This is a genomic window from Collinsella sp. LCP19S3_D3, assembly GCF_052121455.1.
GTDB lineage: Bacteria > Actinomycetota > Coriobacteriia > Coriobacteriales > Coriobacteriaceae > Collinsella.
This window is the reverse complement of sequence record NZ_JBQKEF010000012.1, coordinates 49,844-64,855: the sequence shown is the minus strand read 5'-3', so window position 1 is coordinate 64,855 and position 15,012 is coordinate 49,844. Positions and strand designations below refer to the sequence as shown.

13 protein-coding genes are annotated in these 15,012 nt (G+C 60.6%); 6 read left to right on the top strand and 7 right to left on the bottom strand.

Annotated elements, in window-relative coordinates:
* Positions 1 to 677 (top strand): InlB B-repeat-containing protein (locus ACTQXM_RS06240; protein WP_441537278.1); only part of this gene is annotated, 677 nt, incomplete at its 5' end.
* 129 nt (positions 678 to 806) lie between these two features.
* Here ACTQXM_RS06240 and guaA read toward each other — a convergent pair.
* Positions 807 to 2,405, bottom strand: coding sequence for a glutamine-hydrolyzing GMP synthase (gene guaA / locus ACTQXM_RS06235; protein ID WP_441537279.1), 1,599 nt, complete (start codon positions 2,403 to 2,405; stop codon positions 807 to 809).
* Between the two features lie 268 nt (positions 2,406 to 2,673).
* On the opposite strand from guaA, the gene ACTQXM_RS06230 reads away from it, so the two are divergent.
* The gene (locus ACTQXM_RS06230; protein ID WP_441049100.1) at positions 2,674 to 3,687 is read left to right on the top strand and encodes an asparaginase; all 1,014 of its coding nucleotides are present in this window, start codon (positions 2,674 to 2,676) and stop codon (positions 3,685 to 3,687) included.
* A gap of 317 nt (positions 3,688 to 4,004) precedes the next feature.
* Here the strand turns inward: ACTQXM_RS06230 and ACTQXM_RS06225 are convergent, their stop codons facing one another.
* A complete protein-coding gene (locus tag ACTQXM_RS06225; RefSeq protein ID WP_427719445.1) occupies positions 4,005 to 4,223 on the bottom strand; it encodes a helix-turn-helix domain-containing protein in 219 nt (72 codons plus the stop codon).
* 76 nt (positions 4,224 to 4,299) lie between these two features.
* Here ACTQXM_RS06225 and ACTQXM_RS06220 point away from each other — a divergent pair, with 76 nt between their 5' ends.
* Positions 4,300 to 4,689, top strand: a complete 390-nt coding sequence (locus ACTQXM_RS06220; protein WP_441042349.1) for a hypothetical protein — start codon at positions 4,300 to 4,302, stop codon at positions 4,687 to 4,689.
* 9 nt (positions 4,690 to 4,698) lie between these two features.
* On the opposite strand, the gene ACTQXM_RS06215 is transcribed toward ACTQXM_RS06220, so the two are convergent.
* From ACTQXM_RS06215 to ACTQXM_RS06195, 5 genes are all read right to left on the bottom strand, one after another.
* Positions 4,699 to 5,082, bottom strand: a complete 384-nt coding sequence (locus tag ACTQXM_RS06215) for a DUF1648 domain-containing protein (RefSeq protein WP_427719441.1) — start codon at positions 5,080 to 5,082, stop codon at positions 4,699 to 4,701.
* A gap of 11 nt (positions 5,083 to 5,093) precedes the next feature.
* Complete coding sequence (gene ychF, locus ACTQXM_RS06210; RefSeq protein ID WP_089572784.1) at positions 5,094 to 6,170, bottom strand: redox-regulated ATPase YchF; 1,077 nt, start codon at positions 6,168 to 6,170, stop codon at positions 5,094 to 5,096.
* 114 nt (positions 6,171 to 6,284) lie between these two features.
* Complete coding sequence (locus ACTQXM_RS06205) at positions 6,285 to 7,538, bottom strand: 4Fe-4S binding protein (RefSeq protein ID WP_154517950.1); 1,254 nt, start codon at positions 7,536 to 7,538, stop codon at positions 6,285 to 6,287.
* Positions 7,539 to 7,689: 151 nt separating this feature from the next.
* Entirely contained in the window at positions 7,690 to 8,757 is a 1,068-nt protein-coding gene (locus tag ACTQXM_RS06200; RefSeq protein WP_441537280.1) for a glycerol dehydrogenase, read from the bottom strand.
* Positions 8,758 to 8,908: 151 nt separating this feature from the next.
* Positions 8,909 to 10,123, bottom strand: a complete 1,215-nt coding sequence (locus ACTQXM_RS06195; protein ID WP_117794788.1) for an iron-containing alcohol dehydrogenase — start codon at positions 10,121 to 10,123, stop codon at positions 8,909 to 8,911.
* Positions 10,124 to 10,623: 500 nt separating this feature from the next.
* Here ACTQXM_RS06195 and ACTQXM_RS06190 point away from each other — a divergent pair, with 500 nt between their 5' ends.
* The 3 genes from ACTQXM_RS06190 to ACTQXM_RS06180 are packed head-to-tail and all read left to right on the top strand — an operon-like array spanning position 10,624 to position 14,966.
* Positions 10,624 to 11,700: a hypothetical protein gene (locus ACTQXM_RS06190; RefSeq protein WP_154517956.1), complete on the top strand. Its 1,077-nt coding sequence runs from the start codon at positions 10,624 to 10,626 to the stop codon at positions 11,698 to 11,700.
* The gene (locus tag ACTQXM_RS06185; protein WP_441537281.1) at positions 11,700 to 12,743 is read left to right on the top strand and encodes a hypothetical protein; all 1,044 of its coding nucleotides are present in this window, start codon (positions 11,700 to 11,702) and stop codon (positions 12,741 to 12,743) included. Before ACTQXM_RS06190 ends, ACTQXM_RS06185 begins: the two co-directional genes overlap by 1 nt.
* A 45-nt stretch (positions 12,744 to 12,788) precedes the next feature.
* Entirely contained in the window at positions 12,789 to 14,966 is a 2,178-nt protein-coding gene (locus tag ACTQXM_RS06180) for a MurT ligase domain-containing protein (RefSeq protein WP_441537282.1), read from the top strand.
* The last annotated feature ends 46 nt before the right edge of the window (positions 14,967 to 15,012 follow it).

The window sequence follows — 15,012 nt, the reverse complement described above, 5'->3', positions numbered from 1 at the left end:
ACGGTGAGCCCGGCGCCGCGAAGCGCCCTGGCCCTCTCCACCATTCTCCTACTGTATGCCATGCGGACTCCGTTCCGGACCTCAACGGTCCAACTTTTTGTCCGCAGTCCCTTTCCTTCGAATCCGAATTCGGGACCGCACCTGAAGCCGTGACCGTGAACAAGGGCCAAGTCGTCGAACTCCCTGACCTCGGCACTGACGGCGACTACACATTCGTTGGCTGGATCATGAAGGGCTCCGAAGGTACCGATCCCTTTATCGGCGAATACACCGCTAAAGAAAACATCACCTTCACGGCTGTCTGGGAAGCTCCCACCATCGAAATGGTCGATGTCACCTTCGACATGAACGGCCACGGAGACAAGGTGGCCAAGCAGACCGAGAAGGGCAAACCTATCACCCTTATCGATGACCCCACCGCCAAAGGCTATACCTTCAAGGGCTGGACCTACGATAAGGAAGGCAAGCAGGCCTTCGACGCTAAGAAGAACGCAGACCAGGACACCACCCTGTACGCCCAGTGGAAGAAGAATGCCGACTCCGCTCCCACCAACTCAACAATCCCCCGGACCGGTGACAACCAGATGGCACTCCTGGCATCCCTCTGCTTCAGTGCAGCAGCCCTGATAGCAGTCGGCATCGCGTTAGCCGCGTATCGCAAACGCAAGCACGCATAAAGCATACGTGACGTTACCGTTCTAATTCTCGATCTAAACAGAGGGGAGTCCCGCGGGACTCCCCTTCTCATTCGCATACCTAATTACGCTGTTCCTACTAAAATTGGGAATTCTATTCCCAGTTTTCTCCTACTCCCACTCAATGGTCGCGGGCGGCTTGGACGTAATGTCGTAGCACACGCGGTTGGCGCCGGGAACCTCGGCAACGATGCGGCCGGAAATGCGGGCCAGCACATCGTAGGGCAGCTTGGCCCAGTCGGCGGTCATGGCATCACTGGATTCGACGGCACGCAGGATGATCGGGCGCTGATAGGTGCGCTCGTCGCCCATAACGCCAACGGACTTGATGTCGGGCAGGACCGCGAAATACTGCCAGCAGCTGTGCTCGGAGTTGCGCTCGCCGGTCTGCTCAAACAGGCGCTGGTTGTAGGCGTCGAGCTCCTCGCGCACGATGGCATCGGCGTTTTTGAGGATCTCGAGCTTCTCCTTGTCGACCGCACCGATAATGCGGATGGCCAGACCCGGGCCCGGGAAAGGCTGACGGAACACGATATGACCCGGCAGGCCCAGTGCCAGACCAAGCGCGCGGACCTCGTCCTTAAAGAAGTGGTCGAGCGGCTCAATGAGGTCGAAGTGCACGCCCTCGGGGAACGGGATCAGGTTGTGATGGCTCTTGATGGTGGCCGTCTTGCCGCCCGTCTTGCGAGCGCCAGACTCGATGATGTCGGGGTAGATGGTGCCCTGAGCCAGGTACTTGACCGACTTGCCATCGGTCTCGAGCTGCTGCGCCACGGCGAAGAACTCTTTCCAGAACTGAGTACCGATGATGCGGCGCTTCTCCTCGGGCTCGGTCACGCCGGCCAGAAGCTCGGCATAACGGTCCTCGGCGTGAACGTGGATAAAGTCGACATCGAACTGCTTGGTGAAGACCTCCTCCACCTGCTCGGGCTCGCCCTTGCGCAGCAGGCCGTGGTTGATGAACACACAGGTCATCTGCTTGCCCACGGCGCGAGCGCCCAGCGCAGCCACGACGGAGGAGTCAACGCCACCGGACAGGGCCAGAATCACGCGGTCGTCGCCGACCTTCTCGCGGAACTCGGCCGTCATGGTCTCGACCAGGTTGTCCATGCTCCAGTTGGGCTCCAGGCCGCAGATCTCAAACAGGAAGTTGCTCAGCAGCTGCTGACCGTACTCGGAGTGCTTGACCTCGGGGTGGAACTGCGTGGTGAAAATCTTGCGCTCGACGCACTCCATGGCGGCAACCGGGCACACGTCGGTGCTGGCGGTAACGGTAAAGCCCTCGGGTACCTCGGACACGGCGTCGCGGTGGCTCATCCACACGGTTTGCTGCATGGGCGTGGAGTTAAAGAGCTTGGCGCCGGCAGTGCGTGTGATGGTAGCACGGCCGTACTCGCCCACCTCTGAGTGGCCGACCTTGCCGCCGAGCGTCACGGCCGTGATCTGATGGCCGTAGCAGAAGCCCAGGACGGGAAGGCCCAGGTCAAAGATGGCAGGATCGATGGACGGAGCGTCCTCGGCGTACACAGAGGCCGGGCCGCCGGAAAGGATGAGCGCAGAGGCGTTCATCTCGCGAATCTCATCGGCCGAGATGTCGCAGGGAACAATCTCGGAATACACGTTGAGGTCGCGGACGCGACGGGCAATGAGCTGACCGTACTGCGCACCAAAGTCGAGTACGAGGACCTTTGCGGAAGCCTTTTGATCCATGGTTTCCCCCTCTTGTTGGCGGGGAGCCGATGCCCACCCGCGCGAATAAACGAGAATAACTTTCATAGTGTACACGTTATATGGGGTTTCTCGTCCCTCGCAGCCATCAGCGCACGGCAAACGCACGACCTGGGCCCCTATTTGACGGCAATTGAAGTGTTACCAAACGTTACAGATGATGTAATACGTTTGAACATTGGACGCCCTGTGCCACAATACTGCCGAACGACTCCGCCTCTGGGGCGGCAAATACGATAGGAACACCAACATGAAGCGCATCCTTCTCATCGCCACGGGCGGCACCATCGCATCGACCGAGGACGGCAACGGCCTCTCCCCCGCCCTAACCGGTGAGGAACTCGCCCAGAGCGTCCCCGAGATCTCGGGCCTCTGCGAGCTCGACGTCGTGCAGCCCATGAACATCGACAGCACCAATATGCGTCCCAGTGACTGGATGCGTATCCGCGACGTCATCGTCGAGGGCTATACCGACCACGACGGCTTCGTGATTCTGCACGGCACCGACACCATGAGCTACACCGCGGCGGCGCTTTCTTACCTGATTCAGGACAGCCCCAAGCCCATCGTGCTCACCGGCTCGCAAAAGCCCATGGGCAACCCCTTTACCGATGCCAAGCTCAATCTGTACCAGAGCCTGCTCTATGCGCTTGACGAGCATTCGCACGACGTCTCAATCGTGTTTGGCGGCGTGGCCATCGCCGGCACGCGCGCCCGCAAGCAGCGCACCATGAGCTTTAACGCGTTCATTAGCGTCAACTATCCGCCCATTGCCTACATCCGCAACGACCGCATCGTGCGCAACGGGCTCCACGGCACCCACCAGAATGAGAGCCCGGTTCGTTTCTACGACCGTATCGACCCGCGCGTGTTTGTCCTTAAGCTCACACCCGGCGTGAATCCAGGCATATTGGACGCCCTGACCGATAGCTACGACGCCGTAATTCTGGAGACCTTTGGCATTGGCGGTATTCCCGAGTTTGGCGAGTCCGGCGAGTCATTCCAGGAGGCGATTTTCCGCTGGGTCGATTCGGGTCGAACCGTCGTTATGACCACACAGGTCCCCGAAGAGGGCCTCGATCTGGGTGTTTATGAGGTCGGCCGTGCCTACGCCGACCATCCGGGTATTTTACGCGGCGACGATATGACCACCGAAACGCTCGTGGCCAAGACCATGTGGGCGCTCGGCCAGTCACGTGATGCGGCCGAGATTCAGCGCCTGTTCTACAGCCAGGTCAACCATGACCGCATCCCGATGGTGTAGCTAAAACAAAATCTGCCTCTTTGGGCCTTGTAGGGCACGTGGTACCTCTCGGAACGTGCAAAAAGCGGAGTTTTCAGCACCCGCCCCTTCCGGAAACGTTAAAACCGCTAGCTGTAAATCGCTTTTCGGTTCGATAGGCTCGTCCCATGCGTCTAATATTCCTCATAATAATGAATTTTGTGGATAATCAAAAACAGCAAGCATCGTATTTACGCCTTCGGTTGCTGTCAATTTATTGAGGGATGCTGAATACTCGGGTTTTTGCACGCCGCCATCGGGGGGACCCGTTCAGCAAACGACAAATCTAGCAAAAACGCCTACTCAATGCCCTCGAGAAGCTCTGACACCGTCATGCCAAGCGCGGGCGCAAGTTTAAATAAAATCTCGAGCGTGCTGTTTGCCGTTCCGCTTTCGATTTGATCGAGATAAGGTCGGCTGATTCCAACCGCCACGCAAAAATCGACCTTGGAGATACCAAGGGCCTTGCGCGTCCGCTCGACTCGCTCGCCAAGAATCTGTTTCGCATGTTCGTTCATGCAGACGAGTTTGAAATGGAGCAAAACAAAAACGTAAACTATAGTTTACGTTTTGCCCAATATACAGGAGTTTTCTATGTCGGGTTCTTCGGTCCGCATGTACCGAGCCACGCTTCGCACAAACAGCGCACCGCCCAAGCTCGTCGTCGTTGAAGCAGAATGCCTTTCGCCCGATGAGCGCACAGCATTTGCATTGCTATCAAGTCGCGTCGCCGCCGTTTTGGTCCCTTGCCCGGCGCAAGGTGAACTTGCCATCCAATGCCAAGCGCACGGCTGCTCACTCAATCAGGCTGCCGTAATCACAACCAGCCAGTGTGGCCTGCCCCTTCTCTTGGAAGCCGGTATCGCGCTCTGCCTTCGCGGTGCCGGATACGAAAACGAGGCCGCCGCCGATGTGGTCTTTCAACCACGATCGAGCGGCGGCCTCGCAGCAGCCATCGAATATGCTTGCAGGCTCGTTGCCTAAAGGCGCAAGCTAAAAGCCCAGGCCAAAGCCTGTGCCGGTAATCGCCGAATACATAAAGTAGACGTTAATTACGTTGAGGAATACGCCCGTGATGCAGCCGTTTCGCAGGTAGCGCTCGCACACGATGCGCGCCATGGCGGCGGAGTCCTCATTGTTCTTTGCCTGGCGTCCCGCCGTAAAGTACGTCGCCACGCTCAGCAGCAGGTTGAGCACCGGCAATGCCAGCAGCTCGTAGCTCTTGCCCCAGCGCGTCACCTCACCGGCGGCATTAAACTTTGTTGCCACCTCGGGACCAATGTTGGGGATTACAAACGCTGCGACCACCAGCGGAAGCACTGCAAGCACCAGCAGCGCGATGCCCATGTAGCCAGCTTTTTTTCCATATTTAAACATGCTCGCCGTCCTTACACGTTAAAGCGGAAGTGCACGACGTCGCCATCGGCCATGACATACTCTTTGCCCTCGATGCGCAGCTTGCCTGCAGCCTTGGCGCCTTGCTCGCCACCGAGCTCGATGTAGTCGTCATAGCCAATGACCTCGGCCTTAATAAAGCCGCGCTCAAAGTCGGTATGGATGACACCGGCGGCCTGCGGGGCGGTCGCGCCCTGACGCACCGTCCAGGCCTTGACCTCCATCTCGCCAGCCGTAAAGAACGACTGCAGACCGAGCAGCTTGTAGGCTGCCTGCGCGAGCACGTCCAGGCCGGGCTGCTCCAGGCCCAGGCTCTCCAGGTAGTCGGCCGCATCCTCGGGATCGAGCTCGGAAAGCTCGGCCTCGATCTTGGCGCAGATCGGCAGCGGCTTGACGCCATCGATGGGCGCCAGGTCCTCGTTGAGCATGTCCTCGTCCACGTTGGCCACATACAAGATGGGCTTCATGGTGAGTAGGAACAGGCCCTTGGCAGCGGCGCGCTCCTCGTCGGTCATCTCCATGGACGCGGCGCGCTTGCCCTCGTTGAGCCAGGCGAGCAGGCGCTTGGCGACCTCAAACTTGGGCATGAGCTCCTTGTCGCGCTTGGCCTCCTTCTCGAGCTTAGGCAGCTGCTTCTCGAGCGTGCCCATGTCGGCCAGGATAAGCTCGGTCATGATGGTGTCGGCATCGCCGGCGGGATCGACGAACTCGCCCGTACGACCCACCTCACGCATGACGTTGGGATCCTTAAAATAGCGCACGACCTCGCAGATAGCGTCGGTCTCGCGAATGTTTGCCAAGAACTGGTTGCCCAGGCCCTCGCCCTCGTTGGCACCCTTCACCAGGCCCGCGATGTCGACAAACTCGACCGTAGCCGGCACAATGCGGCCAGGGTTGACAATGTCGGCGAGCTTTTGCAGGCGGCTATCGGGCACATCGACGATACCCACGTTGGGGTCGATCGTGGCGAACGGGTAGTTGGCGGCAAGGCCGGTCTTTTTGGTAAGCGCGGTGAACAGCGTCGACTTGCCCACGTTGGGCAGGCCCACGATACCGATGGAAAGGGACACGACAGCTCCTTTTGGTACAGGTACTTCAAACTGCATAAGTATAGCGCCGCCGCAGCATCCGGGCGAATCCGGACACCGCGGCGGCGCAAATGAAGCAGAGATTGGGGTAGCTGGCTAGTCCGCGAGCTTCTCCACCTGGTCGAGCATCTTGTCGAGCTTGGCCTTCGCCTCGGCTTTTACCTTTTGGGCCTCTTCGTGGGCTTTGGCCTTCTGAGCGGCCTTTTCCTCGGCTTCGGGGTCGACGACAACCAAGTTGGACGCATCGTGTTCGACCAGCTTGAGCGCATGTTCGGGACAAACCTTGACACAGGCGCCGCAGCCCAAGCAATACGTAGACTCCAGCGCAAAGCGACCGCTTCCCACCAAATCGCAGGCGAACGTGGGGCATACATTGACGCACTCGCCACACGATGTGCACTTGTCAAAATCGCACTCCGGCGTGCTCACCTGCATGTTCTGGGCAAGCTCGGGATGGTTCTGCAGTGTCGAAAGCACCAGCTGCCGCCCATGCGTGAGCGAACGGCGACGCTTTGCCGTCGTGGTGCCGCACATGGTGTTGAGCGTGCGCTCCAGCTGGGTAATCTGATGGCGATGGGCCTTCAACTTCTGCGTCACCGAGGCCAGCGCCGCCGTCGCCGGGTTGAGCTTGGTCACCGTCAGACCCGTCGTGCGAGCAATCTTTTCCATGTACTCCTTGCGCTCGTACTCGCGAAGCTTATGGCACTTGAGGCTCTTGGGGTCGACCTCCAGGCCCATACCCGTGCCAGACCACTCCTCAGCCTTCGCAATCGCCTCGCCCAGGATATCCTCGCCGCCGGTGTTGCGGCATTTATCGCACACGCCCAGGGGCAGGTACACACTCACGTTGGGATAGTCCGCCAGTACCGAGAACCAGGTCTCGGCCGTAATATCGCCCACGCAGGCAACGACGACCTCGTTCTCGCGCGGCATGCGCTTGAGGGCGCGCGTGCAGGTGACGTAGGCGGTCTCGTGGCTCGTTGCCGCCGAGACAATGTCGTCATACAGGTTTTTGGGCGCCAGGCGCGGCGAGATGATTGCCTCGGTCGGACAGGCAGCGGCGCACAGGCCGCACTTGCGGCAGGAGTCGAGAATCTCGATGGAGTCTTCCTCGACCTCGATAGCGTTGACCGGGCACACATCCATGCACGCGGAGCAGCCACTCTTTTCGTTTTTGCAGGTCAGGCACGGAATGGTGTTGCCGCGCGGACGCTCCTTGTAGTCGGCGGGATTCCACTGCGGCGCCGACGGATCGAGCGCATCGGTCACACCGCCAAGCGGGTTTTTAAGAAAGTCGAAACCCTTGCTGATCTCGATAATGTCATCAAACAGATCGTGTTCCTGCGCCATGCGCGGCCCCTCCCTGAGCAGTGCAAACAAGCAAGAGATAATGATACGCCATCGGCCCACGCCTCGGGCAAATTACATGCGGCGCATCATTGAGACAAATAGCCTATGGCCTATCGCCGCCTCGATTGCACAAGGTCAATCAAGCGCCAAGCTATGCCTCGCACATGAGCTGCACGAGCTTTTGTTTGGTCACCTTGGCCTGTTCGTTAGCCATATTGCGCTCGTTCTTAAAAGTTGCGTCCGCAACGCTCAGCAGGTCATCATCGGAAATCTCACCAAGGCCCAGCTCCTCGAGTGTCGTCGGCAGACCAACGCACTGGCAAAACTCGAGCACCTGATCAAGCTCGGGCGCGCGCTCCAAACGAAGCTGCACCACCAGGCCAAATGCCACGGCCTCACCGTGCATGGCCTTGCACTCGGGCAGAATCGTCAGGCCGTTGGCGATAGCATGCGCCAACGCCAAGCCACCGCTCTCAAAGCCGACGCCCGAGAGTAGGATATTGCACTCGACCAGGCGCTCAACCGCCGGCGATATACGGCCCTTTTTGAGATCGCGCTTGGCAGCGACGCCGCACTCCATGAGTGTGTCATAGCAGGCACGAGCCGCAACCAAGGCCAAGTGTCCCGGCGCGCCACCGTGCTCGTTGGCGCCGTGCGCCGCGGCGCACGAACGCGCCTCGAAGTACGTTGCCAGTGCGTCGCCCATGCCAGCGACCGTCATACGCAGCGGGGCTGCCGCGACCACGCCGGTATCGACCACAACCAAATCTGGATTCTTTTCGAGCATCAGATAGCGGTCGAACGACCCATCCTCGTGATACAGCACCGAAATCGCGCTGAACGGACCGTCCATCGAAGCCGCCGTGGGGCATACACACAACGGCAACTCGGCATAAAACGCAACGGCCTTGGCGATATCGAGCATCTTGCCGCCGCCAATACCCACCACCATGTCGCAATACTCAGCCTGGGCTTCCTTAGCCATTTCGACAACGGCCTCTTCCGTACACGGACCGTTGTAAATCTTAAAGAACGGCTCGCTTAGATCTTCATCCAGAAATCCATCGACGATCTGCTTGCGCAGCCGGTCCTCGGTGCCTTGGTCAAACAGGACATAGGCGGAGCATCCCAACCACGACAGGTATCTGCCCTGACGCGAAAGTTCGCCCGGCCCCTGAACATACCGGCCGGGACCGCCATAAACCATAGGAAGTGCCATACGAGAATCCGCCCTTCATCAAACAACGATTGGTGCAAAGCCACCTGTCCCCTTGTGGCAACTTGGCGCATTGAGGACAGGTTAGATTGCACCATAGAAAAAGGGTCCCGCGCACAGAGCGCGAGACCCTTATCAGAACAATGTGTGCCGATTAGAACGTGACCGGGGTGTCGGTGTAGACGCACTCGAGCAGCTGCTCCATCTCCTCCTGAGACGGCTGGCGCGGGTTGGAGCCCGTGCAGGCGTCGAGGATGGCGTTGGCGGCAACGTCGTGCTTCTTAGCCTCGAACTCATCGTAATCGATGATGGACTCGTCGGCCTTCACGCCCTTGGCACCGTAGTTCTTGATGCCCTGCGGGATGTCGAGCTTGTCGTTGAGGTCGCGAATCTCCTGGACCAGAGCCTCGACCAGCTCGTCCTCGGTCTCGCCGGCGAGGTGCAGGATCTCCTTGGCGATGAAGGCGTAGCGGCTCTTGGCGCGAGCGTCCTTGGCGTTGAACTGGATGACCTTGCCCAGGTACATGGCGTTGGCGCAACCGTGGATGATGTGGTCGCCCTCAAAGGCGGCACCGGTCTTGTGAGCCATGGAGTGGACAATGCCCAGCAGACCCGAGGAGAAGGCGATGCCGGCGATGCACTGGGCGTCGTGCATGTGCTGGCGGGCCTCATGATCGCCCTGATAGGACTTGGGCAGCCACTCGACGATCTCGCGGATAGCATGCAGGGCGTTGGCGTCGGTGTACATGGAGCCAGCGGTGGAAACGTAGGCCTCGATGGCGTGAGTCAGAGCGTCCATACCGGTGTGAGCGCACAGCTTGGCGGGCATGGTGTAGGTGAGCTCGGGGTCGACGATGGCGACATCAGGGGTGATGTTGAAGTCGGCCAGCGGGTACTTGATGCCCTTGGCGTAGTCGGTGATGACGGAGAACGCGGTGACCTCGGTAGCGGTGCCGGAGGTAGAGGAGATGGCGCAGAAGTGAGCCTTCTGACGGAGCTCCGGGAAGGAGAACGGGACGACTGCCTCCTCGAAGGTCTCCTCGGGATACTCGTAGAACAGCCACATAGCCTTAGCGGCATCGATGGGCGAGCCACCGCCAATGGCGATAATCCAGTCGGGCTGGAACTCGGTCATGGCCTCGGCGCCCTTCATGACCGTCTCGACGGACGGATCGGACTCGACGCCCTCGAACAGCTTGACCTCGAAACCGGCCTCCTTGAGGTCGGCCTCGACGTCCTGCAAAAAACCGCCGCGGCGCATGGAGCCGCCGCCGGTCACGATGATGGCCTTGCTGCCCTTGAGGTTCTTCACCTCGTGGCGAGCGCCCTCACCAAAGTACAGATCGCGAGGATTGGTAAAACGTCCCATACTGTGCCTCCTAAACAAGCCCCTCTTAGACTTGCGTATATAACGGAGCACCCGATTGGCTCCGTTAGGACCGTTTTGCGCGTTGCCGGCGATGACAATGCGCGATGTCTAAACGTCTCAACGCTCAGACAAATAGTATTTTACCGTTCTGGTTGGTCAGTTATTTACCGAAAGTCGACAATGATGAAACGTTTTTTCTATCCCTGAAGACCCTTATGCGGCATTCATACTCCCAAGCTGGGCAAACGTTTTATCAAGGTTGACCACATATCCAGGGCAGGACTGTGCCCCTCCAAAAGACACACCGTTCGCCGCCAAAAACCGACCGTTTGCGGCACCGTGATACCACTCGGTCGTCCAAGGTGTCGACATTTGTGCGACATCCGTCTTCGTGGTGCAAAGGTGCATGTCCAAGTGCGGCGGTCCCAATGTGCCTCATGCGGGTAAACTAGAACCTTATATAGAGACATTTGAACCCTAACCGCAGCAAAGGAGGCCCCATGGCATTCGATCCCATTCAAGAAGATTGCCATCGCCTCGTTCTTGAGGCCTTGCGCCGCGACAATATCCCGCTCACCGACGGCCCTGCCGTAGAGCGTCTGATGGAACAATTCACCCGCAACCCCGCGCCGCTCATCGTGCACGACCGCGACCGCGCCGGACATCTGATTGCCAAGGTAGTCGAGGCTGTCGACTACCGCATTCCCTTTATCCCTGACGATACCCAGGCAGAGCAAGAAGAGACCGCTGCCGAAAACATGCTTCGCGAGGCAGCCGCACTCGACCCGACCAACTGGGACGCTCAGCGCATGTTGACCGCCCTCACCGCTAACTCCAACGAGGAGTACGTACAGTACTTGGTATCCAAGCGCGATGAAGTCGAGCACGACCTGGCACTCAAGATCGCCTCGGCGCAGGACCCCTACGAGCGCGAGGCCGCAGGCGACCTTACACGCCGCCCCTACCTGCGCTGGCTTGCCGCCCTTGCGTCGCGCGCCCTCATTAGCGGCCGTTACCGCCTGTCGCTCGAAACCGCAAACCGCAGCCTGGACTTTGCCCCCAACGATCCGGCCGGTGTCCGCCACACTGCGATGCTCGCCATGGCAAAACTCGAATACCCCGCCGAGGAGCTCAAACGCTTTCGCTCTGCCCACTCCGTCCCCTATCTTGCCAACACGCCGCTGCGCCGTCGTCCCAAGGACGCGGAGCGCGACTTAGACCCGTGGACGCTCATCGCGCTGATGAGCGCTGCCTGGCGCGAGCTGGACTACGAGGGCGCCGAACACTACTTGCGCATCCTTGCGCGCTCGTGCCCGCACGCAGCCGAGGCGCTTTACTTTCAAACCGAGTTTCCCGATGGCGTCTATGCCCGCGTCAACGTGGGCGTGGGCTCCACCGACGAGCTTGTCCTTGCGCTGTCCGAAGCGACGCCGGTACTGCAGGAGGGCTTGGGCGCCCCCGACAACGCCAGCTTTGCCGCCTGGGTCGCCACCAACGATATCGTGCGTTCCCAGATTGACGAGCGCATCCTGCGGGCGGCCGAGCAGGGCTTGCCGTTTAAGGGAGGAGACCTCTAATGGATCCGAGCGTCTACATCCCCGCCTACCTGGAGCGCGCCTACGTTGCGTCGCACCCCGAACTCACCGATGCAGCACGCGATCTTGTCCATAACGACGTAAGCGTCAACCCCCATAAGTATGCGCAGACCGAGCATGCCCAGGCGCTGCTGTCCTATGCCGGCGTTCACCGCCACCTGCTCGACGAGCTCCATCGTATCGAGGATATGGGCAGCGATGAGGAGTTTGAGCAGACGCGCAACCGCCTGTTCGACGATATGCGCGATGAGCTGCTCAAGATCGTCCGCATCGATGCGTATGTCTTCGATGCCCAGCTGCTTGCCATCATTTTGGCGGACACGCCCGTCGACGCCTGCCTGGGCGACCTGATGAAGCTCGAGGCGACCACAGCCGATTACCTGCGGCAAAGCGTGCCCGGATTCGATATGGAGGCCCCGCACTACTGGACCAACAAGGTGCTGGCAGACGGCGTGACGGCGGCCGATCTCACCGTGAGCGAGCCGGCGCTTATCGGGTGGCTCCACACGCTCGAGGCCATCTCGCAGCTGTGCATGGCGAGCGCTCGCTACCGTGCTGCCGTCAACTATTCTCGCCGTGTTCTTAAGGCGGAAGGCTATCCCACCCGAGCTGCCGGCACCGTGCTACTCGCCCTCGCTCGTTTGGAAGACGAGGACGGCTTTTTTGCCCTGGCCCACCAGCTCGAGGAGCAGATGGGGGCCGATGCCCTCGAGAACTCCCCCTGGTACCTACTCGCCCGCACGATCCTGCTGTTCAAAACAAACAAGATGCGCCCGGCGACACGCGCCCTGCGTGAGTTTGCCAACCGCTGCGAGGGCGGCGCGTTCTTTTTGCTGAACCCCATGTATCAGACGCCGTACCTTCCCTGCCGGCCCGAGCCGCACGACCCCTGGGACCTTTCGCACCAGGCAGTTTGGGAGGCCGACGGTATCATCTCGGATACTCCCGACTTTGCCCCCTGGGCCAACGCTTGCGAAGACGTATCGCAGCTTGCCCAGGAATTTGCGCGCCGTTATGGCTTTTAACGGCACGATCGCCACGACCATGTCATTCACGTTAGGAACGGCTTCATGAACTTCCGCTCATCTCTCGCCTGCACTTCGAGCGATATCGCCCGCTGGGGGCTGCGCTCCATCCTTAAGCGCCAGGGCGGCGTACTCCCCGGCCGCATCGCCATGAAGATCGACCCCGAGCTGCTAAGCGACCTCGCGAGCCTTGTCGACCGCAGCGTGGTGGTCACCGGCACCAACGGTAAGACCACCACCTCCAACCTCATCGCCGACGCCGTTGCCGCCAGCGGCGCCACCGTGGTATGCAACCGCGCCGGCAACAACATGGAGCCGGGCGTGGTGGGTGCCCTGCTCGAGGGCCGCAGCGATCTTAAGCGTGCCGCCAGCAGCAAGCGCGTAGGCGTCTTTGAGTGCGACGAGCTCTACACGGTGCGCGTCTTGCCCAAGCTCAAGCCGACCTACTTTGTGCTGCTCAACCTGTTCCGCGACCAGCTGGACCGCTACGGCGAGATCGACCACACCCAGGACGTCATAGCCCACGCGTTGGAGCTTTCGCCGGCAACGACGCTCATCTATAACGCCGACGACCCGCTCTGCGCCTCGATCGCCGCACGCGTCCCCAATATGAGCATCGCCTTTGGCATCGACGGCGCCACGGGCACCGAGTCCGATCGCATTAGCGACTCGCGTTTTTGCTCGCAATGCAACGCGCCGCTGGAGTACGACTATGTGCAGTACGGCCAGCTCGGCGCCTATCATTGTCCTTCGTGCGGTTGGAGTCGCCCCGCGCTGGTCCGTCGCGTGACAGGCGTTGAGCTCGGCTGCGACGGCTACGGCTTTGACCTGACCTTTGGACCCGAGGCAAAAGCGCCCGCAACGCACATCGCCACGCGCTACAACGGCCTGTACATGGTCTACAACGTTGCCGCCGCCTTCTTTGCGGCGCGCGAGTTGGGCGTGGACGCAGTGCATCTGCAGCCCACGCTCGATGCCTACGTCCCCGCCGGCGGACGCATGGGCCGCTGGGAGATTGCCGGCCGTACCGTCGAGGCAAACCTGGCCAAAAATCCCGTGGGCTTCGATCGCCAGATCCAGTCCATTAAAACGGCAGGCGGCAGACTCTGCGCCTTCTTCCTGAATGACAACGACGCCGACGGCCACGATGTCTCGTGGATCTACGACGTCGACTTCGAGCGCATCGCCGATACCCCAGGGCTTATCGCCTTTGCCGGGGGTACGCGCGCGCACGACATGCAGGTGCGCCTGAAGTACGCCGGCATCGACGCCGCCATCATCTCGAATATCGAGCAGGCGATCGGCGCCGTGGCAGATGAGGCAGCCGATGACACCTTCTACGCCGTCGCCAATTACACGGCATTCCCGCCGCTGGTCAAAGAGCTCGACGGACTTAAAGACGCCGATGCGAGCTCGGTTGCCTCCTGCGCCGTAACACGCACCGATGGCAGCGCCGTCCCCACCGATATTGCGCCGGTCGAGCTTCCGCGCCCGCTGCGCATCGTCTATCTGTATCCCGATGCTCTCAACCTCTATGGCGACGGCGGCAACGTCATCGCCCTCGAGCGCCGCTGCGCCTGGCGCGGCATTCCCGCGCGCGTGGACGAGGTCCGCATGGGCGAGACGCTCGATCTTACCGACGCCGACATCGTCATGATGGGCGGCGGTGCCGACCGCGATCAGTTGGCTGTGGCACACGAGTTGCTCGCTCAAAAGGACAAGGTTGCGACATATGTTGAGGACGGCGGCTCGTTGCTCGCTATCTGCGGCAGCTATCAGCTGCTCGGTCGTTCGTACTATATGGGCGAAAATCGCATCGAGGGTCTAGGTGTCATCGCCGCCGAGACCGTGCGCGGCTCCGACCGCCTGATAGGCAACGTCGCTGTCAAGACCGACCTGGCACCCGAGCCCTTTGTGGGGTTCGAGAACCACGGCGGCCGCACCCTGCTCGATGCAGAGGCCACGCCGCTCGGAACATCTGTCGCCACGGGCACCGGCAACAACGGCGACGACGGCTTTGAGGGCCTCATCTACAAGGGCGTCATCGGCACGTACCTACACGGACCGGCACTGCCCAAGAACCCCGAGCTCGCCGACTGGCTCATCGCCCATGCCCTTGAGCGCCGTGGCGATGCACAGGCCGCCGCCCTGCTGCCGCTCAAGCCCCTCGACGACACCTACGAGCACGCCGCCCACGACGCCGCGATGAAGCTCCTCCCCTAACGCCCCGCCACCACAAAGGGACAGGCACCTTTGTGGTGGTTTTTCA